Below are 25,392 nucleotides of genomic sequence, written 5' to 3'. Positions count from 1 at the left end.
AACAGCCACTGCTCATAACAGCAAACAGAAGCCGTCAATATTCTATATACGTTATGCATTCAACAAACAGTCAACAACCGCATCACCCATTTCTACGGTTCCCATCAACTGACAACCTTCAGAGGCAATATCCCCGGTACGATAGCCTTTATCCAGAACATCGCTGACGGCTTTTTCAATCGCGTCCGCCGTAGGACCTTCACCAAGGGAATAACGAAGCAACATGGCCAGCGACAGGATCTGTGCCAGAGGATTCGCTTTGTTTTCACCGGCGATATCCGGGGCAGAACCGTGCACTGGCTCATACATACCCTGGTTCTTTTCATTCAGAGACGCTGAAGGCAGCATACCGATCGAGCCAGTCAACATCGCTGCACAGTCACTGAGAATGTCGCCAAACATATTGCCGGTTACCATCACATCAAACTGCTTGGGTGCTCGTACCAGCTGCATGGCTGCATTATCAACATACATGTGGCTCAGCTCAACATCGTTGTAGCCGGCAGACTCCTCGATAACCACCTCACGCCAGAGACCGGTGACTTCAAGAACGTTCGACTTATCAACCGAACAGACTCGCCCACCCCGCTTCTGGGCCGCTTCAAAAGCAACTTTGGCGATACGACGAATTTCAGATTCCCGGTAAACGTAGGTGTTATAACCTTCACGTTCACCATTTTCCAGAGTACGCACACCGCGGGGTTCCCCAAAATAGATGCCGCCGGTCAACTCCCGCACAATAAGAATATCAAGACCAGCCACCAGCTCCGGCTTCAAGCTGGAAGCTTCGGCCAGTTGAGGAAAAAGAATTGCCGGACGGAGGTTGGCAAAAAGGTCCAGTTCAGAGCGAAGTTTCAGCAGCCCTTTTTCAGGACGGTTGGCCATGGGCTGGTCATCCCACTTCGGGCCACCCACCGCACCAAACAGAATCGCATCCGAGTTTCTGGCCAGTGCCAGCGTTTCATCACTCAGCGGAACGCCATCCTGATCAATGGCAGCACCTCCGACCAGACCATGACTGACTTCAATATCAAGCCCGAAACGCTGTTTGGCCGCATCCAGTACCTTCAGGGCTTCAGCCATAATCTCAGGGCCAATACCATCACCTGGAAGACATAAAATCTGCTTGCTCATTGTTATTCCTTATTAATAGCTACTTTGAACCACGAAAGTCACGGAGAACACTCAGTATTTCAACCAGACTTTTCTTTGTGTTCTCCGTGGTTCAAGAAATCATTCGCTGGCAAATAACCATGGGTTATCTACCTTGTAACGCTGTTCGAAACGTCGAATCTGGTCCGCATCCTGCAGGGTCAGACCAATATCATCCAGACCATTGAGCAGGCAGTGACGACGGAATGCGTCGATGCTGAATGGCAGTTCTTCGCCATTGGGCTTAACCACCACTTCACGCTCAAGATCGACCGTCAGCTGATACCCTTCATTGGCTTCAACCTCGTTGAACAGCTTCTCTACCACCTCATCAGACAGCGTGATCGGAAGAATACCGTTTTTAAAACAGTTGTTATAAAAAATATCCGCAAAACTCGGTGCAATAACACAGCGGAAACCAAAATCTTCCAAGGCCCAGGGTGCATGTTCCCGACTGGAGCCACACCCAAAATTCTGCCGAGCCAGCAGGATGGACACGCCCTGATAACGGGACTGATTCAAGACAAATTCAGGATTCAGTGGCCGCCTGGAACAATCCTGCCCCGGGTAACCTTCATCCTGATAGCGGAGTTCATCAAACAGATTCACACCAAAGCCGGTACGTTTGATGGACTTCAGAAACTGCTTGGGAATGATCATGTCCGTATCAACATTGGCACGATCCAGGGGAGCAACTAACCCCTGATGAACAGTAAAAGCCTGCATGATTCCCCCTACGCTACGGATGCTTGACGATCAAAATCACGGACATCGACAAAATGCCCCGCAATGGCAGCCGCAGCAGCCATGGCCGGACTGACCAGATGAGTCCGTCCACCAAAGCCCTGACGACCCTCGAAATTCCGGTTAGAGGTCGATGCACAGTGCTCTCCCTGCCCCAGCTTGTCGGCATTCATGGCCAGACACATGGAACAGCCCGGCTCACGCCACTCAAGGCCAGCTTCCACAAAAACCTTATCCAGCCCTTCGGCCTCAGCCTGGGCCTTTACCAAACCTGAGCCAGGAACCACCAAAGCCTCTTTAACCGTGTCAGCCACCTGCTTGCCTTTTACGACAGCCGCTGCTTCGCGCAAATCTTCAATCCGGGAGTTAGTACAGGAACCGATAAAGACTCGATCCACGGGAATGTCGGTAATCTTCTGACCCGCCGTTAACCCCATATACTCCAGGGCACGGGCATAGCCTTCCTTACGGGTTTCATCCGGTGCATCCTCCGGGAAAGGCACCTGGGCATCAACCGGCAACACCATCTCCGGAGAGGTTCCCCAACTCACCTGAGGCTTAATCTCATCACCATTAAGCACAACAACTTGATCAAAAACAGCATCACTGTCTGAGTGAAGGGTTTTCCAGACAGTAACGGCCTGCCCCCACTGCTCACCTTTCGGTGCAAACGGTCGGCCCTGCACATAGTCGATGGTCGTCTGGTCAACCGCCACCATTCCAGCTCGAGCGCCCGCCTCAATGGCCATGTTACAGAGGGTCATTCGCCCTTCCATGGTCATATCGCGAATCACATCACCACCAAACTCAATGGCAAAACCGGTGCCTCCTGCGGTACCAATACGACCAATAATGGCAAGGATAACATCTTTGGGAGTGACCCCTGTTCCCAGGGAGCCATCAACACGAACCAGCATATTCTTCATCTTCTTGGCCACAAGACACTGGGTTGCCAGAACATGCTCAACTTCTGAGGTTCCGATACCGTGAGCCAGCGCGCCAAAGGCTCCGTGTGTTGATGTATGGGAGTCACCACAGACTACCGTCATGCCTGGCAGCGTAGCGCCCTGTTCAGGACCCACCACATGAACAATTCCCTGGCGCTGATCCTGCATATCAAACTGGGTGATTCCAAAATGATCACAGTTTTCATCCAGCGTTTTTACCTGAATTTTGGAAACCGGATCTTCAATCCCTTCAATACCATGCTGACGCTCATTCAACGTGGTGGGTACATTGTGGTCAGGTGTGGCGAGGTTAGCGTCCAGACGCCATGGCTGACGGCCGGCCAGCTTCAGACCTTCAAAAGCCTGTGGTGAAGTCACTTCATGGAGCAGTTGCCGGTCGATATAGATCAACGCGGAACCATCATCACGCTGACGAACAAGGTGGGCATCCCACAACTTGTCATAAAGCGTCTTGCCTCTGGAAGCCTGGCCAGCCATCGGAACCATCCTCATTGAAGTAATAAAACAGAAAGACTGTTTTTTGTTTGATTTATAAGCAGTTTTAAAGCGTTTTTATAAAAAGACTTCGGCTTATCCTAAGGCTCCGTTGACATAAGGTTGCTGACTCAGTGGCTCGTATAGCCGTCTTCCACAAGGCGGACTGGTGCAGGTGTAGTGGTTCTACATCAAACCAGTCCAACGAAGCTGGAAGGCGGCTATACGAGCCACCCTTTGGGCTCAAACCAGAGCGCCCGTGACGTCGTTGCAGGAACTTGAAAGACACTGGTATTCCTGCGTTCCAGCGCCTGGACACGAACGCTCTGGTTTGAGCTGAGTCTGTAACCTTATGTCAACAGAGCCTGATACTGCGTATCCTAGTCGCTCATAAAAAATTACTCAAATTCATCTTTTTTATGCTATTGATAACTTTCTGGAATCAATTGACTCAAAAAGGGTGTTATGGATACCACCAATCTCACTGCTTTTCTGGCCATCGTCGACACAGGATCCTTTTCTGAAGCGGGTGAAAAACTGTTTCTGACCCAGCCAGCAGTGAGTAAAAGGATTGCGGCTCTGGAAGAGCAGCTGGGCACGCCGGTGTTTGATCGAATAGGCCGTCAGGTCACGCTGAATGAAGCGGGTAAAGCCCTGCTACCCCGAGCCAGAAAGATGCTTGAGCTGGTTCACGATACGAAACTGGAAATCATCAACCTCAGTGGTGAAGTGAAAGGCCCACTTTCCATTGCCACCAGCCACCACATCGGCTTACGACGATTGCCTGATATACTGAAAACCTTCACCAGATTGTTTCCCGACGTAAAACTGGATATCCGGTTTGTTGATTCAGAAGCGTCTTATGAAATGCTGAGCCGTGGTGAAATAGAGCTCGGTATTATTACGCTGTCTCCGGACAGCCACCCAACTATTTATTCTGAAAAACTCTGGCATGACCCTCTGGGTTTTATGGCAGCAAAAGATCACCCTCTGACAAGATTGAAAACCGTTTCAACAGAACAGCTGAGTGAGTATCAAGCGGTACTGCCTGGCAGAAACACATTTACCTATCAGGTAGTACAAAACCTGTTTGACCAGGAAGGCTTGAAATTGCAGACGGCCATGTCCACCAACTATCTGGAAACCCTGCGTATGCTGGCTGCTATCGGTCTGGCCTGGTGCATACTCCCTTTGACGATGCAGGATGATGATCTGCGCGTCCTGAATGTTGAGCTCAAGGGAGTCAAATCACCACCAAGTCGGGAACTGGGGTATATCCTTCACCCAAAAAGAACCTTATCGAATGCCGCAAGAGCCTTTATCGAATTATTGAAACAACACAAAGACAACAGCTAATCTGTTTTTGGTTAGACATGTATCTTTAAGACTCTACTTCAGCTCGGTAACAACCACTTCAATAACGCCTGGACCAAGGTTAACGCAGGCGTGCAACTGGTCAGGTGGGTCAGCATCCAACCAATACGACTCTCCAGCTTTGAAATGACGAACCGCTAAAATTTCCCCTGACTCGGTAACGGACTTCAAAACCCCTCCCCTGAGAACCGTAACAACCCTTGGATATTCATGACGATGAAGCTTCAAGGGCTGATTAGGTGCAATGATGGTTCGCCAGGTTCGGACCTGTTTATTATCAATTTGGGGAAACCGCTCAGACTGAATCCCTGATTTCAGAGGTTGTTCACAAGCGATAGACCAAGAGGGCTGTAGCATTTCAATGATTAATAAGTAAAGAAATGCCAGAAAGAAACGGGTCATAGCTCATTCTTATTCGAAAGGTTTCCAGAAAATACACTCCACCACACCTGACCATTATTTACAGCAAACGCTTGAACTAACCCATACATTTGGTAAAGCAGGAAGAGCACCCGATAAAAACCATAGCTTACCCATGGTTTTACACAAGTGGTCAGCTTAAATAAACGGTTGCAGTCTGCTCTGTGCTACCTACTTTGACAACGATCGCTACCCCCGGTTCATTACCTTTGTTAGTAACATTAATGGGGACCCCTACCGGCTCAAACATACTATCTCCACTCTGAAAGTGGTTACTCATTTCATGTTGAACCTGAAGCTCAAACGAACCGGACTGGATATAGGCAATTACTGGAACATTGTGCATATGCCAGCCACTGCTCTCACCTGCAGCCAACTCAACTCTGAAGACAGACACCAATGGGGAACCGTTCTGCGGATATTCAATGACCTGATTAATGTCATTCGTGTGACTCTCTTTCAACAATGTAATATCCATCGCTCATGCCTGCCTGAAGTCAAATAAAATAGAAACAGCCCTCGCTGCCTGCCCGTTGCAGGAGTATAGTTCACGCTCTCACCTTTTTAAGAGATTGTCGTTTATGTTCAAGGCGTTAGTACTGAACCAGCAGGACAAAAACACTGTCGCTTCCATAGAACAGCTGGATGAAGCCACCCTGCCAGCAGGGGATGTCGTTGTTGGTGTTGACTATTCATCACTGAATTACAAGGACGGTCTGGCCATCACCGGAAAAGGAAAGATTATCCGTGAATTCCCGATGGTGCCGGGTATCGACTATGCAGGTCAGGTTATCTCTTCAAAAGACGACCGGTATCAGCCTGGCGACTCCGTTATCCTGACTGGCTGGGGTGTCGGTGAAAATCATTGGGGTGGCATGGCAGAAAAAGCCAGCGTACCTGCTGACTACCTGGTCTCCATGCCTTCTGGGCTGGACAGCCGCAAAGCCATGGTTATTGGTACCGCAGGCCTGACCGCCATGCTCTGCGTCATGGCACTCGAAGATGCAGGTATTACGCCTGAGAAAGGTGAAATTCTGGTCACCGGAGCCAGCGGTGGTGTTGGCAGCGTCGCCGTAACCCTGCTGGACCAACTGGGCTATCAGGTAGTGGCTGCTTCTGGTCGTCCAGAAAACAGTGACTGGTTAAAGTCCATCGGGGCTGATCGGGTGATCGACCGGGCAGAACTCCTTGAGCCCGCCCGCCCACTGGAAAAGCAACTCTGGGCAGGATGCATTGATACCGTTGGCAGTAAGGTCCTTGCCAAAGTACTTGCACAGGTTGACTACGAAGGCGCTGTCGCCGCCTGTGGCCTGGCCGGTGGTTTTGATCTGCCAACCACCGTGATGCCTTTCATTCTGAGGGGCGTAAAACTGCTGGGTGTTGACTCGGTAATGTGCCCATTTGAAAAACGTATGCAGGCATGGAACCGGATTGCCGAACTGTTGCCAGAGTCATTCTACAGCGACGCTGCCACGGAAGTTGAACTGGATGCCGTGCCCGAACTGGCAGAGGCAATTACCAATGGACAAGTCACCGGTAGAACACTGATTAAGTTGTAATACCACTTCCAGCTTCTAAACTTCTCCAAGACTCGTCAGATGCGGTTACCCAACAGCATCTGACCGATCCTCCACGCCTTGTACCGCTGTTTAAGCTCAGGAGCCTGTTGGACTTAACGCTGACCTACCTGCGAAAAAGTCCAACAGACCCCCAGGGTTCAAGGCGTTTATTCTCAGTTATTGCCATTTAAAAAGAATGAACCACCGTCCAGTACTCTATGTGATTGGCCTGTTCCTGACCGCGATGGCCAAATTTATGCTGATTCCTGTCATCTACGATCTGCTGACAGGTGACTCTGATATCTGGGAATTTGTGGCTGCTGCTGGCATTACTCTGATTACAGGCGGTGCCCTGACCATCAATTTCAAGCCAGAACATTTCAATATGAAACCAAGGCAGGTCTTTGTACTGACCACGCTCTGCTGGCTGGCAGTATGCACTTTTGCGGCACTTCCCTTCTGGTTCAAACTCCCCATCAGCTACACCGATGCTTTTTTTGAAACCATGTCGGGTATTACCACCACTGGATCCACCATATTGACCGGGCTGGATCACATGGACCCCAGCGTACTGATCTGGAGGTCACTGCTGCAATGGTTTGGCGGTATTGGTTTTATTGTGATGGCTGTTGCCGTTCTGCCATTTCTCAAAGTAGGTGGCATGAGGTTGTTCCAGAGTGAATCGTCCGATTGGTCCGAAAAAGCCATGCCTCGCTCAGGCAGCATTGCCAAGCGTATCGTTACTGTCTATCTGATCATGACAGCTATCTGCGCCTACCTTTATTTCCTGGGAGGCATGACCGGGTTTGAAGCCATCAACCATTCGATGACCACGGTATCAACCGGCGGATACTCCACCTCAGATGCGTCCATGGGATTATTCAAAAACCCGTTTATCATCTGGACAAGCACCATTTTCATGATCCTTGCCAGCCTGCCCTTCGTTCTGTTTGTTCGCTGCATGCGGGGTGAAGTCAGCTGCTTTTATGAGGATACCCAGGTACAGGCCTTTATTGGTTTTCTTCTTGTCGTCTGGCTGGTTCTGAGCATCTGGTTATGCTTTCACTCTGACTACACCTTTCTACAGTCACTGACTCTTGTCTCTTTTAATACCACCTCAACAGTCACCACAACCGGGTTTGCCTATGGTGATTACACGCTGTGGGGCGGTTTTTCCAATCTGATGTTTTTCTTTCTACTGTTTGTGGGAGGCTGCTCCGGTTCAACGGCAGGAGGCATCAAGATTTTTCGTTTTCAGATTGGAGGAAAGTTACTGAACATTCAGCTAAAGCAACTGGTTCATCCAAGGGCCTGTTTTGTACAAACCTATAATGGCCAGCAAATCAGCAGTGAAATACTCCGGTCTCTGATCGGTTTCAGCTTCTTTTTCATTCTACTTATTGCGTTGATGAGCCTCTTGCTGTCCCTTTGTGATCTCGACCCTATTACCAGTATCACAGGAGCTACCACAGCCGTAGCCAATGTTGGCCCCGGTCTGGGAACCATCATTGGTCCTGCCGGGAATTTCAGCTCTCTACCTGATGCAGCCAAGTGGATATTAAGTGTCGGGATGCTACTTGGCCGACTGGAGGTTATTACGGTTCTTGTGCTTTTTACGCCTGCGTTCTGGAAAGGATAACCTACTCACTGATGGGTTTCGGGCTCAGTTCAATTAAGTAGGCAGGCTCCCCACCCGAAATCTGGTTTGTTAATGAGTAGTGACTATGTTCATTAAGAATCCAGACTTTAGGGCGATCTGCGGACTCTTCAGCCGGTTTTGCAAAGTTCAGCACGGCATCACCATTGGCAAGACTCACCACAGAAGTTTATGAATTCAGTCGTCCTATCAGAAAAAAGGTCCGGTCATTACTATGAATTTCGAGCGGCTCTTCACTTACCTGAACCTTATACAGTGCAACCTTGCCCTTTGCTGATCCGCTATTAACCGATGATATTCCGGGAAGCAATGCGTTCCATCAATGTTATCCGGCCAGAAGTCACCAGTATAAGCAGAGATAACCTGTAAACTGTATACAGGCCCAACGGCAGCCAACATCAGCACCACTGAACACAATTTCCCTGCAAATACACGGAAATAAAGAAGCTCAACACGGGCATCACCATCGACTTGCCTCTCATCAGAGAATCAATCTAAAACATAGCATATGAGTATTATTCATCTGGGCCAAGATTCCAGACTGGAGAAGATATAAAACAGATTCAGCAGACTCAGTGATGGTATAATCTACACCCATTCCACAAAAATGATGGGGTTTGTTTACGTCCAGTAATAATCGTTACTAACCGTTACATTTTCCCGTTCTGGATGTCACCAAAAATGATCTGGATCAATTTTGGTATTCCAAGTCATCCTGTAACATCAGGCTTCCATCATTTTGTTGTCTACATTTTCATCCAGCTGTTGAGAATACTTTCTGTGCCGATGAACTCTCCCTTGAACATGCACCTGATCAGCCAGATCCGTGATCGTGCCCAGCGCAGCCCGGAACATATCGCCATGCGCTTCGCCACTCAAAGCTCTGATCAAGATGCTCATCAAAACGAGTGGCAGGAAGTCAGCTGGCATCAGCTCAGTGAAAAGATTGACCAGGCTTCCCGTGCACTGCTGAAACATAACCTTCGTGTACAGGCAAAAGTGGGCATATGGTCCCAGAATATGCCTCAGTGGACAGTAGCCGACCTGGCCTGCCTTCAGGCACGACTGGTTACCGTGCCATTGTACCCCACCAGCACCACTGAACAGGTCAAATACATTCTGGATGAAACAGAAGCCTCTCTGCTGTTCGTGGGTGAGCAGGCACAATACCAGGGTGCGCTTGAGTTGCTGGCTCAGTCAGCCACGTTAAAGACCATTGTTGTCTTTGACCGATCAGTTGATATTGCAAGCTGCCCGCAGGCACTCTACTTTGATGACTTTATCCAGCATGGTGTAGAACAGGCCATTCTCGAAGAAAGACTGGCTGCCCGCTGCATGGAAGACCTGTTTACTCTGATCTATACCTCCGGCACTACTGGCGAGCCCAAAGGCGTTATGCTGGACTTCGCCAATATGGCGGCCAGCTTTCGAGGTCATGACCAGATCATCCATCTGGACAGTCTGGATACCTCTCTCTGCTTCCTGCCACTCAGCCATATTTTTGAGCGCGCCTGGAGTTTTTATGCGCTGGCCCGTGGTGCAACCAATGTATACCTTAAAGACCCTCATCAGGTCAGTGAGGCTCTGAAAACCGTTAAACCAACGGTACTGTGCGTCGTCCCCAGGTTCTTCGAAAAGGTCTATACAACCATTCACGGGAAAGTATCCACTGCTCCATTTGTTAGGCGCATGATTTTTAATACCGCCGTAAAAATTGGCACTGCCAATATGGAATACCGCCGCAAGGGTGATGACGCTCCTGCATATCTGGAGAAGCTCAACAAAATCGCGGATAAAATGGTATTCAGCAAAATTCGAGAAGGCCTGGGCGGTAATATCCGATTTATGCCCTGTGGTGGTGCTCGTCTTGATGACGACATCAACCGTTTCTTCCATGCCCTTGGTATTGATGTAAAAGTCGGTTACGGCATGACCGAAACCGTAGCAACCGTGACTTGCTTCCGCGATACTGAATTTGAATTTGGCTCCTGTGGTATTCCTTTACCAGGCATACAGGTGCGCATCGGTGCAGAAGGTGAAATCCAGGTAAAAGGCGATACCGTAATGCGCGGCTATTACAAAAAGCCGGAAGAGACCGCCAAAACCTTTACCGCTGACGGCTGGCTGCATACTGGCGATGCCGGCCTGATCGATGAAAACGGTGCACTGCGCATGACTGAGCGCATCAAGGAGTTGATGAAGACGTCCAATGGTAAATACATTGCCCCTCAATATATTGAAGGCACCCTGACCAAAGACCGCTTTATCGAGCAGATTGCAATTATCGCTGATGCCAGAAACTATGTGACCGCCTTGATTGTACCTGCATTCGAAGCACTGGAAGAACACGCAAAAGCCTTGAACCTGAAATACAAGAATCACAAGGAGCTGATTCAACACAGCAGTATTCAAGAGCTGATTCAGGAGCGTGTAATTAAGGTACAGGAAGGGCTTGCCAAATTTGAGCAGGTGAAAAAATTCACACTTTTACCGAAGGAGTTTTCAATCGAACTGGGTGAGATCACACCGACATTGAAACTGCGTCGTAAAATTATCATGAAGCGTTTCCAGAAAGAGATAGAGGCAATGTACGCTTCCAAGGCAAAAGCCTGACAATTGTATTTTTCAGGCACCATAGAAAAGGCATCCATTTGGATGCCTTTTTTCATTCTAATGACACTGCTTTTTATACAGGTCGACTCACACTTCCACCAGGGCATCATTCAATGAAGGATAAAACTTCACTACCCGTTCAACAGGCTCAATACCGGCTCGGGCCAGTGTTTTCAATGGCTGAAATTGTAATTCGCTGATCAATAGCCGAGTATCGTTCTTCCTGCACTGCTCAATCAATCGAGTAAGTGCAGAGAGCCCTCCTGCATCCAGCAGATAGACGCTTTCCATCTGTAACACGATTGTGTGTTTATCCTGACTTAAACGACTGATCTCTCCAAATACATGATCAGCAGCAGCAAAAAACAGCGGCCCCTCAATGCGCAGCACGGCTGTCGTTTCTGATACTGGTGTATTTACATAGCGCTTATCACTGGTGATATCCCTGACCTGTATCATCTCAGCAACTTCTTTCATAAACAGCAATGCTGCCAGTACAACACCGACACTGATGGCAATGACCATATCGAAGACCACGGTCAGGAAAAAACAGACCAGAAAAACCAGCACATCGCTGCGCGGTGCCGTTTTCAACAGGTGTACGGCTTTAGGCGCTTCGCTCATGTTCCAGGCAACCACCAACAGCAGGGCGGCCATCGCCGACATGGGTATGTAAGAAAGAATACCGGTGAGCGCTACCAGCGCCAGCAGTACAACCAACGCGTGCACCATACCTGACACCGGACTCTGTGCCCCGGCTTTCACGTTGGCGGCCGACCGGGCAATGGCGGCGGTGGCTGGAATCCCGCCAAAAAATGGCGCAACAATGTTACCGACACCCTGCCCTAACAGCTCACTGTTTGCACTGTGTCGTGTGCCCGTCATGCCATCAAGAACAACCGCACACAACAGCGATTCAATAGCGCCCAGCATGGCGATGGCAAACGCTGATGGCAATAACGCCTGAACCAAAGACCAGCTGATTCCCAGCGGCTGCCCATCAACACCTGCCTGCATCCAGGGCCAGGCAAACTCGGGAAGGAAAGGTGGAATCCCCATTCCCATGGAGCCATCAGGTAACAGGTACTGGAACCGGCTACCAATGGTTTCAACCTCAAAGCCATAACGCCCCATCACCAGGGCCAATAAACTACCAATAATCACCGCCGGCAAATGAGCGGGAACAGGTAGCCGTAACCGCGGCCATAACAACATCACAGCTAATGTCACAACGGCAATCAGCAGGCTTGGCCAGTGGGTACTGCCTGCACCATTGACCAGAACAGCTACTTTCTCCCAGTAGTGTTCTGGCATGGCGCTAACGGTCATCCCAAAAAAATCTTTCAACTGAAGCGTCGCAATCACAACACCAATACCAGCAGTAAATCCCAGTGTAATTGACTCCGGTATGTATTGGATAAGACGTCCGAGGCGCATCAGTGCCATCAGCACCAGAATGATTCCGGACATTACTGTTGCCAGTAACAGCCCGGCAAGACCAAATTTTTCAGCGACGGGAAAGAGCAGTACGACAAAAGCCGCAGTTGGGCCAGATATGCTGTAACGCGAACCACCCAGCAAGGCAATAATAAACCCACTGATGATCGCCGTATAAAGACCGTACTGCGGCGCAACACCACTGGCAATCGCCAGTGCCATGGATAATGGAATAGCAATAATCCCGACGGTCAACCCCGCCAGAAGATCGTTGGCAAAGCGCTTACCAGTATACTTGTCTGCAATGCAGGCCTGACTCAGAGCATGGCAGAGTTTCAATGACAGTAGATGGGCTCGATGTGGCACGGTAATGGCCTGTTCAAGGTAAGAGGGGAAGAAAGGCGAGGTATAATATTCCTAAATCCTGACGGCGACTATGCGTATTATGTGTCGCCAAGTTATTCTTACTTTCCACCCGTCAGCAAGAAATATTCAGAGAGGCCAGGTTGTATATTGCAGAATGGTAAACACTTCCATAAAATTCTCGGATTTATTTTCCTATGGCCTGATGCCGATCTTCTATGCCAAACATTCAGCAATACAACTTTACCTATAACAATATTCATAACACCATCCGCAATACGGCCAAAACCATTGCCGAACTTGGCTATGAGCCCGACTATCTGCTGGCCATCGGTGGTGGCGGCCTGATCCCCGCGCGCATCATGCGGACCTACATTAACCGCCCTATTCTGATCGTTTCTCTGTCTCGATACAGCGATGAGACCGGTACAGCGCCAGCCAGTCAGCCCATCAAACTGCAGTGGCTGGAAACAGACATCGACCTGACCGGTAAGAAGGTACTGGTGATTGATGAGGTAGACGACGAGAGGACAACGCTCGAGTTTACTCTTCAGCATCTGTTCGACAGTCACCCTGGCGCCGAGTTTTCTGCCTTTGTCGTGCACAATAAAAAGAAGGAAAAGAAAGGACAGCTTCCTGAACAGCTCAAGCACTTCTTTGTGGGCGAAGAGATCGAAGATTACTGGATCAATTATGCCTGGGATGCCGAAAACATTGATGCATTTGGCCAATAAAATACGCTGATCTGCAAATAAAAAAGGCTTCCGGATGGAAGCCTTTTTATGTTTTAAACAACCGGTGCCGGACTGACCACGTCCGCATTCTGTGCCCGATGCCGCATAAAGTGATCCATCAGCGTAATCGCCATCATCGCTTCCGCAATGGGAACCGCACGAATACCTACGCAGGGATCATGGCGCCCTTTGGTCACGACCTCAACCGGCTCACCCTGCATATTAATGGACTGGCCTGGGGTGGTAATACTGGACGTTGGCTTAAGGGCGATATGCGCAACAAGATCCTGCCCGGAACTGATACCACCCAGAGTTCCACCAGCATGGTTTGAAAGGAAGCCATCTGGGGTAATCTCATCCCGATGCTCTGTACCCTTCTGGCCGACACTGGCAAATCCATCACCGATTTCAACGCCCTTCACGGCATTAATGCTCATCAGAGAGTGTGCCAGATCTGCATCAAGGCGATCAAAGACGGGTTCTCCAAGCCCGGGGGGGACACCGGTCGCCATGACGGAAACCCGGGCACCTACTGAGTTACCTTCCGAACGAAGACTGGTAATCAACGCTTCCATTTCCGGTACTTTGTCCGCGTCTGGTGAGAAAAACGGGTTATTTCTGACTTCATCCCAATCCAGCTTCTCAACACGGATATCACCGATCTGGGACAGCCAGCCACGCACTTCAATACCCTGAGACTGCAGGTACTTGCGGGCAATGGCTCCGGCAGCAACCCTCATGGCCGTTTCCCTAGCGGATGAACGGCCACCACCACGATAATCCCGAACACCGTATTTATGGGTGTAGGTGTAATCAGCATGACCTGGCCTGAACAGATCCTTGATATTGGAGTAATCCTTGGAACGCTGATCCTGGTTCTCAATTAACAGACCAATGGGGGCACCGGTGGTCACTCCCTCAAAGACGCCAGACAGGATCTTAACCTGATCCGGCTCACGACGCTGGGTTGTGAATTTGGACGTACCCGGCTTACGACGATCGAGATCAACCTGCAGATCCGCTTCGGTGATTGACAACCCCGGGGGGCAACCGTCAACAATGCAACCCAGCGCCAGACCATGGGACTCACCAAAGGTAGTGACCCTGAACAGTTGTCCTATACTATTTCCTGCCATACTTAAGCGATCTCATTCTTATTTTCAGAAAAATCTAAAAACCTTAAAAGCCCATTACAGGGCTTTTAACCGATTCTTGAACAAAGACTGATACTTTCTGCAATCTTCAGCGGACAGAACCAGAACGCCATGACCACCTTTTTCGAAATCAGGCCAGACAAACGGTACTTCCGGATACTCATCCTGTAAAGCCCACTGGCTGTTGCCCACTTCCAGTACCAGCAGCCCCTGTTCATCCAGGTAATCACCGGCCTGCGCCAGAATGGAACGGGCGAAATCAAGTCCGTCATCTCCGGCGGCCAGACCCAGCTCTGGTTCATGGGTAAACTCTTCCGGCATATCGGACATATCTTCAGCATCCACATAAGGTGGATTACTCAAAATGAGTTTATACCGTGGGCGCTCTGGCAAGGCATCAAAGAAATCAAACAAATCCGACTTAATGGCCTGTACCCTGCCCCAGAGCTCGTGGCGATCAATATTGATATTGGCCACTTCCAGCGCATCTTCAGAAATATCCAGTAGATCCACCTGAGATTCAGGAAACGCATGCGCTGCCGCAATGCCAATACAACCGGAACCTGAGCACAGGTCAAGCACACGGCTGATCTCTACATCGCCCAGCCACGGCTGGAACTGCTGGAGAATCAGTTCAGCAATGGGGGAACGGGGAACCAGAACCCGCTCGTCCACATAAAACGGCATATCACAGAACCACGCCTGGTTCACAAGATAGGCCAGGGGTTTACGACTGACCGCCCGCTCTTCAATCAGGTTGGCCAGTTTTTCACGTTCACGAAGGGTTAAACGACTGTCAAGATAGTTGTCGGGAAGATCCCAGGGCAGTTGCAGCACTTGGAAAACCAGATGCAGGGACTCATCCAGCGCATTATCACTGCCATGACCAAAGAACAAACCCGCCTCATTAAAACGGCTCGCTCCCCAGCGTACAAAGTCTCGAATAGACACCAGTCCTTCGCAGGACTCATTGGAACCTGTCACATTTGCTCCTTCGGATTCGAAACTCCCGGGATTTTCACGGTGAGTCGAACCCTTACTGCCTTATATAGGCGGCATAAAATAGCATATTCCTTGCTCGCGGGTAACGACTGTTTAAAAGTTAGCAGGTAACCTTAATCGGAGAGATAATACTCAATGGTCGCAACCACCCGGACTTTCTTGATATGCGGGTTATTTCGGTCACGGTTGCTGACCGAAAACTGCCCCTGAGAGGCTCTCTTGATTTTGCCCAGTTCACTTTGCGAGTCTGAAGCAAACTTTTCAGCCACTTCCCGGGCTTTGCGGGTCGCTTCCTCAATCATTTCCGGCTTTACATCATTCAACCGGGTAAACAGGTACTCGGGCTGTGAGCCATAATTTCCCCCGGTAAAAACAATGCCTTCCCGACCGAGGTCCGAGAGCCGCTCCATCACCGAGCGTACCGCCTCAATATTATTGGAATAAATAGTGATGGTTTGCAGGGCGGTATAGCGAAACTCCGGACGACTGCTGCTGCCATATTGGTTGGCCGATTTATCAGTAATATCAGGCGACATCAGACTGATTTCATCAGCAGCGATACCACTCCTCTCCAGAAATGCTCTGATTCGGCTAGTGTTGCTCTCAATCGTGCCATAGAGCGATTTCAAATCATTATCTGCCGCTGAAAACTGAATCGGCCAGATCACAACGTCTGCCTGATACTCCCTCTCCGACAACCCTTTGACAGTTACACTTCTCTCATACTGCTTGTACTCAATGGCAGCATTCGCCAACAAATACCCCAGACAGGAAAGCCCCAGAAAAACAGAAATGCCCAGTATCAAGGCACTGACTCTACCGGTACTCATGTTTCTTCCACCTGATGCTTTTGTTTAAAAAATAACGAATCCCGTCCTTAGGACTAGCCGCTAAATTATCAGATTCCGCGCTCATGTCATCTCATTTACCAGATAATCAATAAAACAGCGAAGCTGAGCAGGAACATACCTTGACCTTGGGTACTGAATATTAATCCTGCCCTGGTAATTCCCCATCACTTTCCAGTCTGCAAGCACCTGTACAATCGTCCCTTCCCGCAACGCTGGCTCGGCTGTAAAGCTGGGCAACATACCAATACCGAGTCCCTGAAGAATGCCATTCAAGCGCATTTCGGTATGATTCACGGCATACTGACCGTCTACGGCAACCCGGACTTTTTGATCCCCGCACACAAATTCCCAGTGGTTATCATCTGTCTTTTCCCCAAGGTAGAGACAATTATGTCTGACCAGGTCTTTGGGATGCTCAGGGGTTCCATACTGCCGCAACTACTCTGGCGTTGCACAGAGCTGAAGTTCGACCTGCCCCAGAGAGCGTGAAACAAGACCTTCTATGGGATGATCAGTGATCCTGAAGATGGCATCCACTTCATCCTTAATCGGATCCACAAAATAATCGGTGATCTTCAGCTTAAGACGGATATTCGGATACTGGGCAAGAAAAGGAAAAATCAGGGGTTCAAGAACCTGCTTGCCAAATGCCTTTGGAACGGCAATCCGGAGATAACCCGCTGGATCCGACTTATCATGACCGGACGCATGAACAGCCTCCCTTGCCGAATCCAGCATTACACGACAATAATCATAGGTTGGTTTTCCAGATTCACTGATCCTGACCTGTCGTGTGGTTCTTTCCAGCAGTGTAACTATTCAGCACCCAGCAAAGGCGTATTGTTGTAATTTCGAACCGCTTTAAGAAGCGCCTGAAATATGTTCAACCCCTGCTTTTTAGCAGATGATAAATAGCTTCGGATTCGGGTAAACATGGTACCTCCGTCTTCGCTTCTGAAGCAGCCTGAGATCTTCTGCTTAAGTTTGGCCATCCTGGCATCACGTTCACTGCCATTGTTATCGAAGGGAATTGAAAAGTCCGACATGAAGCGCAACGTTTCAACCTTAAACTCAATAAGCCTTTTGAACAGGTTGTAGGCCTTGGTATTCCTGACCTTCTTACGTCCAAGCACCTGTCGTTGTTTTTCCATATAAGCGGTTTCCTTCGTGAGAGCCCTTTGAAGGATTTGGTCGTATATCGTCTCAATGCGAAGCTGTATTGCACCAGGCATTTGAGTCAGACCGGCTGCTTTGTATTTCTTGCAGAAGTGCCAGGAGAGCGTAAGCAATTTCATCAGCCGCAGAGCCAGCTTATTCGCATCCCTATCGACAACTCCCTGAAGCTCTCTCAGATGATGGGCATTACAAAGCACATGCACTGCCGCATAGGCAAAGTAGGACTTCCAATGATCGTGAACCAGAATGCCTGCAAAAGTCAGCAGGATGCCCATTGCATCCATTGCTTCACAACCTCGCCTTTCTGAGAGGTAGTAAAGCGTCCATTGGTCATCTCGCATAATGTGTAACCACCACAGTGAACCGTCAACCCGCATGCCAGTTTCATCCGCTCCTGCAACCGGACTTTCTTGTAAAGCATCGCGGATACTCTGCTCAGTAGAGGCCAGGTTCTCATGGGTATAGGCAACAAAATTGGCAACAGAGCCTGCGCTGACACTCATGCAATAAATAGTATTGAAATACTCAGACACCCGGTGATATGGGATGAAGTGATACTGGTTTAAATGAACAGCCATTGCCTGAGTCACTTCTCCGTATTGAGCAGCGGCTTTCACTCCTTGGGGAAACTCAGCGGTGTTCCGTTTACCACAAGGACATACTTTAACGTCTGCCCAGTACGCGGTAACTTCAAATTCTCCGGGTCTACCTGGATCAAAAACCTGTCGCTCAATGTATTTGGTGGGTTTAATATCGATAAGCGAAGACTGGCAACAGCAACATTTTTCAACCTTCAGATGCCTGACATAATCGGGTAAGGCGACACGTCTCAAACAAGAGCCTTGATGACCTTTCTGGCCACCTGGTTTATTGCCTGAAGATGGTCTAAGGCTTTTGGGGTTCGGTGTTTCCTGTGAGGAGCAGGGGGCTTCTTTGGAAGATGTATCACCTTTATCACTCCCTTTTTTACTGGGCTTTTGATAACCATCTGACGATGGTGGCTTACTACTGTTTTGACTGTTTTTATTAACCCTTTCTTCCAGTTCGCTGCAACGTTCCCGTAAAAGCGCATTCTCGGTCCGAAGCTCTTCATTCTCTTTAAGGAGAGCTTCGGTAAACGGAGTAGCTGGGAAGTCTGGTTCCATACTGGAGATTTGTTAGAAAAATTGAGTATAAGATGATGGTCGAAAAATCAGAAAATTCCAGATTTATATGAAGGGTGCTGAATAGTTACTGTTGAAGAAACGGGTGCTTCATCTCTACCTTTAAACTTGGAAAACGCCGTTTTAAGTAAAGAGCTGGGAAGTGGCAGATTTGGTAAAGTGTATTTGGTTGAACAGGACATTGATAATAAGAGAACATGTAATTTTGCCTTGAAGACAGCACAGGGAGACTCGAGAGAAGAGAAAGAAGCCAACCTGGCAAAACTGAAACATGAGGTTGAGGTTCTTGAGGCGTTGGGAGTACACCCAAATATTGTTGAGTGTGGAGGGTTTGCCAAAGTTGATCAGGAAGAAGGGGTTCTCTTTGGTTTGATTCAAGGGCCTGATTTGAGTGGACTTAACAACAAGCTTTGCGAACAATTTGAGAAGGGAGATATTACTCTTCATGAATTGAGTGATACCTTAGCCTTTTTAGAGCAGCAAAAGCTGGATGCGATGCTTTACTTGCAAGAGGCAAATAGAATTCATGGAGATTTGAAAGCGTCGAACTTTATGTGGGACTCTGAATCAAAATTATTGAAATTGATTGATTTTGGCCAGTCCGCCAGCTGCGCGGGAGACGGCCGAGTGGTTTGTGGGCATGAGGATTATACTCCTCCGGAAGCAATAGATTCTTTGCAGGGATCTGCACATGCTGTGAAAGCAAATATTGCGATCGATAATTATGCACTGGGTCAAATGCAGTTCATGATGCACGATTACCTGCTGGGGGGGAAAGGACACGCTTTCAGTAATGGTGCGAAAACTGAGGGCCTTGCACCAAGCCAGAGGACAGAAAAAGCCTTTCTATTCAGGCAGGCTATGAAGGCATTTACAACACCAAAGGAGGATGGCTCTTATCAAAAAGTGATAGAGGATGTATCTTTTGATGAATTGATGATGCAGATATCAGAAAAAGATCAGCCCGCCACTTTCGATCCCCTTTATGATAAGGCGACTGAAATGTATGAAAAAATGCAGGTGTTAAAGCCTATGGCTGATTACGCGTGTCGTTTCATGCATCCAATTGCTGAACATAGAGCAACGGCACAAGAAATGATGAATCACCCATGGATTATTAATAGGAGTACTGATATTGATCGTATAGAGAATATTATTGCAGCCGCTGCAGCTTAATATAAATGGTGTTAAATGGTCAGGAAGATTTGATTTAAAAATCAGATGTATATAACCCAGGTTTTAACTTGACCCTCAGATATAAACTGATTGATTAACACCCGCAGGCATTTCTATTCTTATGATGTATGCAAGGGTATTTCATAAAATACCTCTCATGTATTTTTTATCTTTGCTGAGCTAGAGAGAATGTTCATACACAACATTATGCATGCTGACTACAGTGTGAATCGTATCTGAAGTAGTAACTTGAAAATACCCTGACCGCACTTTCAATCAATAGCCATCTCAACCCATTCCTTTTAAAGTATGACCAAATTCAGTAGAGTCTCTCATTCACAATTACAACAAAAGGTTTTTTCATGAGACTGGCTCGTATCATGATGTTTGGGACACTTCTGGCATTCAGTTCTTTTTCCATGGCCAATAGCGAAGCTGAGAGAGAGGCAGAAAAACTATTGAATGTGATGGGAGCGGAAAGAGCAATAGAGCAATCGATGACCCAGATGATGGATCTTCAGGTGCAGCAGAATCCATCGCTAGTGCCATTCAAGCCCGTTATTGCTGATTTTTTTGAAGAGTTTATGAGTTATAAGAGCCTTAAGCCCGAGATGATCAAGCTATATGCCGAGGAGTTTACAGCTTCTGAGCTGCGTGAGTTGAACGCATTTTATCAAACAGCGGTAGGTCAGAAGACGATTGAAAAAATGCCGGTTCTTTTTGCTAGGGGTGGGCAAATTGGAATTCAGCGGGTTCAGGAAAACCTGCATAAACTGGAGGCAATGATTGTTGCAGAAGCGGAACGTTTGCAGCTATCCGAAACTCAGTGATGAGTGTCTGACTCTGGAACCGCATGCTCTACCAGTCAGTTATCGGATAACATCCTTGCCCATGGTGCCCATGGGCTTCGATAGAATAGAGCTTTAATCATGGGCTTTATCCATAGAACTGTAAGTTGCGGATGCGATAATTAATACCCCGCCCAGGATCTGCAGCCATAATAAGTGTTCTCCCAGCCATAGAATTGCGAAGGCTGCGCCAAAAGCTGGTTCGGTTCCCATCAGTAATGCGACCCTGGATGGCGAGGTCTGACGAACACCGTAGTTCTGTGCAAAAAATGCAAAGATAGTGCAGAACAGTACTAAGTAGAGAGTGGTGAACCAGAATGCAGGGGACGTAGGAATATGGATATTGGCTTCCGGGTTAATCATCAGGCAGAGTAGCAATGCGCTGACACCAACAACTCCGGATTGAATCGCTGTCAGGCTAATTGATGAGAGCTGTCGTTCAATCATCAGTTTTCTGGTGACAATAACCATAATCCCTCTGAAAAGGGCGGCAAGGAGTATAAAACCATCGCCCAGGTTTATGCTAATTCCCACTGTCTGGTTATAAGAGAGCAGAAGTACACCGATCAGACATAAAGTGGCATTCAGAAAAATTTTTCCTCCGGGATAATTTTTGAATACCACCCATTCGATAAAGGGGGTAATGAGAACGCAAAGACTGATTAGAAAGGCAGCGTTAGATGCTGTTGTGTTGGCCACGCCATACGTTTCGCAGAGGAAGATCAGCAGCAGTATACAGCCTGTTGGTAGTGCATATTTCCAGTCGTATGCGTTACCCGACTTTAGTTCTCTGTATAGTACCGGAAGTAAAATGCAGAATGTCATCAGAAACCGGATGGTAAGAAATCCGAGTACTGTGACATAAGTAAGCGCCTCTTTGGTTAATCCATAGCTGGTTCCCCAGAATATGGCGACTAACAGCAGAGAAAGCTCTGCCAGATGTCGCTTGTTATTATTAACCCCTGTTTGAATCAATGTATACATAGCAAATCTGACTGTTACTCAACAAATTGTTGATAAATTTTGATTTTCAATTTTTTCTATCGGGTATGGTGAATTTAGCCTGATGTTTATGCTAATAGATGTCTTTGATGTTTATAATGACCTTTAAAAGAACATGATTTTTGACGTATGGACACAAATAAACTGATCTCGCTCATGCCGGACCTGGCTGCTTTTGTCACTGTTGTTGAATGTGAGAGCTTTACTGCTGCGGGAAAGAAACTTGGCGTTACGCCGTCGGCGGTGAGCCGACAGATCTCAAGGCTGGAGTCGGCCCTCTCGATCAAACTGCTGGGTAACTATTCAGCACCCTTCATATAAATCTGGAATTTTCTGATTTTTCGACCATCATCTTATACTCAATTTTTCTAACAAATCTCCAGTATGGAACCAGACTTCCCAGCTACTCCGTTTACCGAAGCTCTCCTTAAAGAGAATGAAGAGCTTCGGACCGAGAATGCGCTTTTACGGGAACGTTGCAGCGAACTGGAAGAAAGGGTTAATAAAAACAGTCAAAACAGTAGTAAGCCACCATCGTCAGATGGTTATCAAAAGCCCAGTAAAAAAGGGAGTGATAAAGGTGATACATCTTCCAAAGAAGCCCCCTGCTCCTCACAGGAAACACCGAACCCCAAAAGCCTTAGACCATCTTCAGGCAATAAACCAGGTGGCCAGAAAGGTCATCAAGGCTCTTGTTTGAGACGTGTCGCCTTACCCGATTATGTCAGGCATCTGAAGGTTGAAAAATGTTGCTGTTGCCAGTCTTCGCTTATCGATATTAAACCCACCAAATACATTGAGCGACAGGTTTTTGATCCAGGTAGACCCGGAGAATTTGAAGTTACCGCGTACTGGGCAGACGTTAAAGTATGTCCTTGTGGTAAACGGAACACCGCTGAGTTTCCCCAAGGAGTGAAAGCCGCTGCTCAATACGGAGAAGTGACTCAGGCAATGGCTGTTCATTTAAACCAGTATCACTTCATCCCATATCACCGGGTGTCTGAGTATTTCAATACTATTTATTGCATGAGTGTCAGCGCAGGCTCTGTTGCCAATTTTGTTGCCTATACCCATGAGAACCTGGCCTCTACTGAGCAGAGTATCCGCGATGCTTTACAAGAAAGTCCGGTTGCAGGAGCGGATGAAACTGGCATGCGGGTTGACGGTTCACTGTGGTGGTTACACATTATGCGAGATGACCAATGGACGCTTTACTACCTCTCAGAAAGGCGAGGTTGTGAAGCAATGGATGCAATGGGCATCCTGCTGACTTTTGCAGGCATTCTGGTTCACGATCATTGGAAGTCCTACTTTGCCTATGCGGCAGTGCATGTGCTTTGTAATGCCCATCATCTGAGAGAGCTTCAGGGAGTTGTCGATAGGGATGCGAATAAGCTGGCTCTGCGGCTGATGAAATTGCTTACGCTCTCCTGGCACTTCTGCAAGAAATACAAAGCAGCCGGTCTGACTCAAATGCCTGGTGCAATACAGCTTCGCATTGAGACGATATACGACCAAATCCTTCAAAGGGCTCTCACGAAGGAAACCGCTTATATGGAAAAACAACGACAGGTGCTTGGACGTAAGAAGGTCAGGAATACCAAGGCCTACAACCTGTTCAAAAGGCTTATTGAGTTTAAGGTTGAAACGTTGCGCTTCATGTCGGACTTTTCAATTCCCTTCGATAACAATGGCAGTGAACGTGATGCCAGGATGGCCAAACTTAAGCAGAAGATCTCAGGCTGCTTCAGAAGCGAAGACGGAGGTACCATGTTTACCCGAATCCGAAGCTATTTATCATCTGCTAAAAAGCAGGGGTTGAACATATTTCAGGCGCTTCTTAAAGCGGTTCGAAATTACAACAATACGCCTTTGCTGGGTGCTGAATAGTTACCTTTAATTTAGAGTGGAGCGGGTATCTCCCTCAGTCAGGCCATCAAGCTGGCAGTAATATTCAGCTGTGGGGCACTGTGAATCAGATCTCCGGTATATGCATAATATCTTCCAACTGCTGCTCTCTCTGAGCCGTTAAGCTATTAAGGCATTGCTCTTGAAACTGCTGATCAATGGAAGCGAGCAAACTGCATGTTGCATCTCGGAACTTGATCCACTGCCTCTGCACCTCCCTTAACTCCTGAGGCTTTGGCATCTCACTGCCTGAAGACTGCTGTTTAATCTTACTCATTACCACTTTATAAGTGGTATTCAACCTATTATCTGTGTCAGCCAATGGCGCCGCCACTCGTTCGATATTGCCCTGAAGGGCTTTTTCAAGCATTTCGATATATCGATTTTTCTGCTCCTGAATCGATTCCGATATCCACGCTAATCGCCCCGTACCACCGTGCATTTCTTCTTGATAAGCTTTGAGGGTAACAAAAGCTTCCATTTCTTGATAGGCGACATCAACTAAAGCACGGTTTTCGCCTGACAGTTGCTCTTTTAGAGCAGCCAAGTCACTCTGCCGGCGTATTTCCTGCTCATCAGCAACACGCCTCGCGCAAAAGCCAGCGCCATCGCCACTGGTCACATACTGACAAATGTCGAAGGGTACCACTTGATTGTTTTTCCAATGCTGATAGTAATCCTTAACCGCATAAGACAGCTCAGCAGGAACATGTCCTCCACGGGTAATCAACCATAAGGTAAGCTCAGGGTCTGGTTTGCCAAATATACCTCCTTCCTTTGAAGCTTGCTCTGCCAGTTCCCATACATCGTAGAAAGGCCACTTACCATCTTCATCTTCTACCTGATAAGTATCGAAAAAGGCATCGATATCTCGCTCTGGCACTTCAGCAGCATAGGTGAGAATTTGGACACTTCGATCTTCATCATAAAGAGACAAGTTGGGATTCTGTTTCTTGGCTGCCTGATAGGCAGCAAGAGCACTTTTCGGATCAGACATTTTTATGCTGCCAGCTCGAAAAAAGACCGCTTCAAGATAATACTTTAATGCCTCTTGATGACCTTGCAAGGCGGCTTGTTGGTAGTGAAACGCGCGCTGCTCATCTGGCAGGATATATTGGTAGGCAAGCCTGAAGTGGGCTTCAGCCTTACCCTGCTCCGCTGCCAATGTGTACAAGGATTTAGCTTGGTCTCTATTGCCCGCTTCATAGAGCTTATTTGCTCTAGTGACTGGATCTGTCTCCACAGAATTAACAGAAAAAGCCACGCAGCAGCCCAGTAAAACCAGACATAGTTTTTTGATCATTGATTCATCAACCCAACTTGCTTTTTGAGCAACAGTCCAAAAGTGACGGCCTCTTAACCTGAAGATCAATGTAGCTGTATTAAGAACTGTAAAGAAAACTGACTGTCAGCAACGCTCTCAGTTATCACAATCATTGTATTCTCAATAATGGCGTTGATCCGAGACTTGCGATAATTATTTTGCCGGACACTGAGGTGCATTTGGCCAGAGCAATACAAATGTCCTTAATTCATCAAACATGTAGAAATTATCTGCACGAATTTTTAATGCTTTAACAATGCACAGGAGCGCCAGTACAGGCACCGCGACTTTCA

At 48.0% G+C, this 25,392-nt stretch carries 22 protein-coding genes and 1 pseudogene; 9 read left to right on the top strand and 14 right to left on the bottom strand.

The genetic code is table 11. The features are described 5' to 3' along the window. Positions 1–51: 51 nt before the first annotated feature. The 3 genes from leuB to leuC all read right to left on the bottom strand — a co-directional run bounded on the left by leuB (position 52) and on the right by leuC (position 3,341). On the bottom strand, positions 52–1,134 hold the full coding sequence (gene leuB, locus ACOCLE_RS06130) for a 3-isopropylmalate dehydrogenase (protein ID WP_419535952.1): 1,083 nt from the start codon (positions 1,132–1,134) through the stop codon (positions 52–54). Between the two features lie 99 nt (positions 1,135–1,233). Next, positions 1,234–1,878: a 3-isopropylmalate dehydratase small subunit gene (gene leuD, locus ACOCLE_RS06125; RefSeq protein ID WP_419535951.1), complete on the bottom strand. Its 645-nt coding sequence runs from the start codon at positions 1,876–1,878 to the stop codon at positions 1,234–1,236. A gap of 8 nt (positions 1,879–1,886) precedes the next feature. Beyond that, positions 1,887–3,341, bottom strand: a complete 1,455-nt coding sequence (leuC, locus tag ACOCLE_RS06120; protein WP_419535950.1) for a 3-isopropylmalate dehydratase large subunit — start codon at positions 3,339–3,341, stop codon at positions 1,887–1,889. A 462-nt stretch (positions 3,342–3,803) separates the two neighbouring features. Here leuC and ACOCLE_RS06115 point away from each other — a divergent pair, with 462 nt between their 5' ends. Then, complete coding sequence (locus ACOCLE_RS06115; RefSeq protein WP_419535949.1) at positions 3,804–4,694, top strand: LysR family transcriptional regulator; 891 nt, start codon at positions 3,804–3,806, stop codon at positions 4,692–4,694. A 33-nt stretch (positions 4,695–4,727) separates the two neighbouring features. Here the strand turns inward: ACOCLE_RS06115 and ACOCLE_RS06110 are convergent, their stop codons facing one another. Together ACOCLE_RS06110 and ACOCLE_RS06105 are read right to left on the bottom strand one after the other, a co-directional pair. Next, complete coding sequence (locus ACOCLE_RS06110) at positions 4,728–5,114, bottom strand: hypothetical protein (protein ID WP_419535948.1); 387 nt, start codon at positions 5,112–5,114, stop codon at positions 4,728–4,730. A 151-nt stretch (positions 5,115–5,265) separates the two neighbouring features. After that, positions 5,266–5,610 carry a cupin domain-containing protein gene (locus ACOCLE_RS06105; RefSeq protein WP_419535947.1) on the bottom strand — a complete coding sequence of 115 codons (345 nt, stop codon included), beginning with the start codon at positions 5,608–5,610 and terminating at the stop codon, positions 5,266–5,268. Positions 5,611–5,713: 103 nt separating this feature from the next. Between ACOCLE_RS06105 and ACOCLE_RS06100 the strand changes: the two genes are divergently transcribed. Continuing rightward, positions 5,714–6,691: an MDR family oxidoreductase gene (locus ACOCLE_RS06100; RefSeq protein WP_419535946.1), complete on the top strand. Its 978-nt coding sequence runs from the start codon at positions 5,714–5,716 to the stop codon at positions 6,689–6,691. A gap of 196 nt (positions 6,692–6,887) precedes the next feature. Further along, entirely contained in the window at positions 6,888–8,330 is a 1,443-nt protein-coding gene (locus tag ACOCLE_RS06095; RefSeq protein WP_419535945.1) for a TrkH family potassium uptake protein, read from the top strand. Between the two features lies 1 nt (position 8,331). Here the strand turns inward: ACOCLE_RS06095 and ACOCLE_RS06090 are convergent, their stop codons facing one another. Beyond that, positions 8,332–8,508 carry a hypothetical protein gene (locus ACOCLE_RS06090; RefSeq protein WP_419535944.1) on the bottom strand — a complete coding sequence of 59 codons (177 nt, stop codon included), beginning with the start codon at positions 8,506–8,508 and terminating at the stop codon, positions 8,332–8,334. 521 nt (positions 8,509–9,029) lie between these two features. On the opposite strand from ACOCLE_RS06090, the gene ACOCLE_RS06085 reads away from it, so the two are divergent. Then, entirely contained in the window at positions 9,030–10,961 is a 1,932-nt protein-coding gene (locus ACOCLE_RS06085) for an AMP-dependent synthetase/ligase (RefSeq protein ID WP_419535943.1), read from the top strand. 87 nt (positions 10,962–11,048) lie between these two features. Here ACOCLE_RS06085 and dauA read toward each other — a convergent pair whose 3' ends face one another. Further along, entirely contained in the window at positions 11,049–12,764 is a 1,716-nt protein-coding gene (gene dauA, locus ACOCLE_RS06080; RefSeq protein ID WP_419535942.1) for a C4-dicarboxylic acid transporter DauA, read from the bottom strand. Positions 12,765–12,979: 215 nt separating this feature from the next. On the opposite strand from dauA, the gene ACOCLE_RS06075 reads away from it, so the two are divergent. Then, entirely contained in the window at positions 12,980–13,495 is a 516-nt protein-coding gene (locus ACOCLE_RS06075) for a phosphoribosyltransferase (protein ID WP_419535941.1), read from the top strand. A gap of 53 nt (positions 13,496–13,548) precedes the next feature. On the opposite strand, the gene aroC is transcribed toward ACOCLE_RS06075, so the two are convergent. The 5 genes and pseudogenes from aroC to tnpC (ACOCLE_RS06050) form a co-directional block, all read right to left on the bottom strand. After that, on the bottom strand, positions 13,549–14,631 hold the full coding sequence (gene aroC, locus ACOCLE_RS06070; RefSeq protein ID WP_419535940.1) for a chorismate synthase: 1,083 nt from the start codon (positions 14,629–14,631) through the stop codon (positions 13,549–13,551). Positions 14,632–14,685: 54 nt separating this feature from the next. After that, positions 14,686–15,633 carry a 50S ribosomal protein L3 N(5)-glutamine methyltransferase gene (gene prmB / locus ACOCLE_RS06065; protein WP_419535939.1) on the bottom strand — a complete coding sequence of 316 codons (948 nt, stop codon included), beginning with the start codon at positions 15,631–15,633 and terminating at the stop codon, positions 14,686–14,688. Positions 15,634–15,764: 131 nt separating this feature from the next. Further along, on the bottom strand, positions 15,765–16,481 hold the full coding sequence (locus ACOCLE_RS06060; RefSeq protein WP_419535938.1) for an SIMPL domain-containing protein: 717 nt from the start codon (positions 16,479–16,481) through the stop codon (positions 15,765–15,767). Between the two features lie 81 nt (positions 16,482–16,562). Then, positions 16,563–17,240 (bottom strand): annotated as a pseudogene (locus ACOCLE_RS06055) (substrate binding domain-containing protein). Between the two features lie 77 nt (positions 17,241–17,317). Further along, complete coding sequence (gene tnpC, locus ACOCLE_RS06050; protein WP_419532963.1) at positions 17,318–18,823, bottom strand: IS66 family transposase; 1,506 nt, start codon at positions 18,821–18,823, stop codon at positions 17,318–17,320. Between the two features lie 126 nt (positions 18,824–18,949). On the opposite strand from tnpC (ACOCLE_RS06050), the gene ACOCLE_RS06045 reads away from it, so the two are divergent. Further along, positions 18,950–20,017 carry a protein kinase domain-containing protein gene (locus ACOCLE_RS06045; protein WP_419535937.1) on the top strand — a complete coding sequence of 356 codons (1,068 nt, stop codon included), beginning with the start codon at positions 18,950–18,952 and terminating at the stop codon, positions 20,015–20,017. 362 nt (positions 20,018–20,379) lie between these two features. Beyond that, the gene (locus tag ACOCLE_RS06040; protein WP_419535936.1) at positions 20,380–20,847 is read left to right on the top strand and encodes a DUF2059 domain-containing protein; all 468 of its coding nucleotides are present in this window, start codon (positions 20,380–20,382) and stop codon (positions 20,845–20,847) included. Positions 20,848–20,940: 93 nt separating this feature from the next. Here the strand turns inward: ACOCLE_RS06040 and ACOCLE_RS06035 are convergent, their stop codons facing one another. After that, a complete protein-coding gene (locus tag ACOCLE_RS06035) occupies positions 20,941–21,849 on the bottom strand; it encodes a DMT family transporter (RefSeq protein WP_419535935.1) in 909 nt (302 codons plus the stop codon). Between the two features lie 174 nt (positions 21,850–22,023). Here ACOCLE_RS06035 and ACOCLE_RS06030 point away from each other — a divergent pair, with 174 nt between their 5' ends. After that, the gene (locus ACOCLE_RS06030) at positions 22,024–22,188 is read left to right on the top strand and encodes a helix-turn-helix domain-containing protein (protein WP_419535934.1); all 165 of its coding nucleotides are present in this window, start codon (positions 22,024–22,026) and stop codon (positions 22,186–22,188) included. A 63-nt stretch (positions 22,189–22,251) separates the two neighbouring features. After that, positions 22,252–23,757: an IS66 family transposase gene (gene tnpC / locus ACOCLE_RS06025; RefSeq protein WP_419532963.1), complete on the top strand. Its 1,506-nt coding sequence runs from the start codon at positions 22,252–22,254 to the stop codon at positions 23,755–23,757. An 85-nt stretch (positions 23,758–23,842) separates the two neighbouring features. On the opposite strand, the gene ACOCLE_RS06020 is transcribed toward tnpC (ACOCLE_RS06025), so the two are convergent. Further along, entirely contained in the window at positions 23,843–25,039 is a 1,197-nt protein-coding gene (locus tag ACOCLE_RS06020; RefSeq protein WP_419535933.1) for a lysozyme inhibitor LprI family protein, read from the bottom strand. Positions 25,040–25,392: the final 353 nt, after the last annotated feature.

Source organism: Endozoicomonas sp., from assembly GCF_965196975.1.
GTDB lineage: Bacteria > Pseudomonadota > Gammaproteobacteria > Pseudomonadales > Endozoicomonadaceae > Endozoicomonas.
This window is presented reverse-complemented; position numbering and strand designations above follow the sequence as displayed.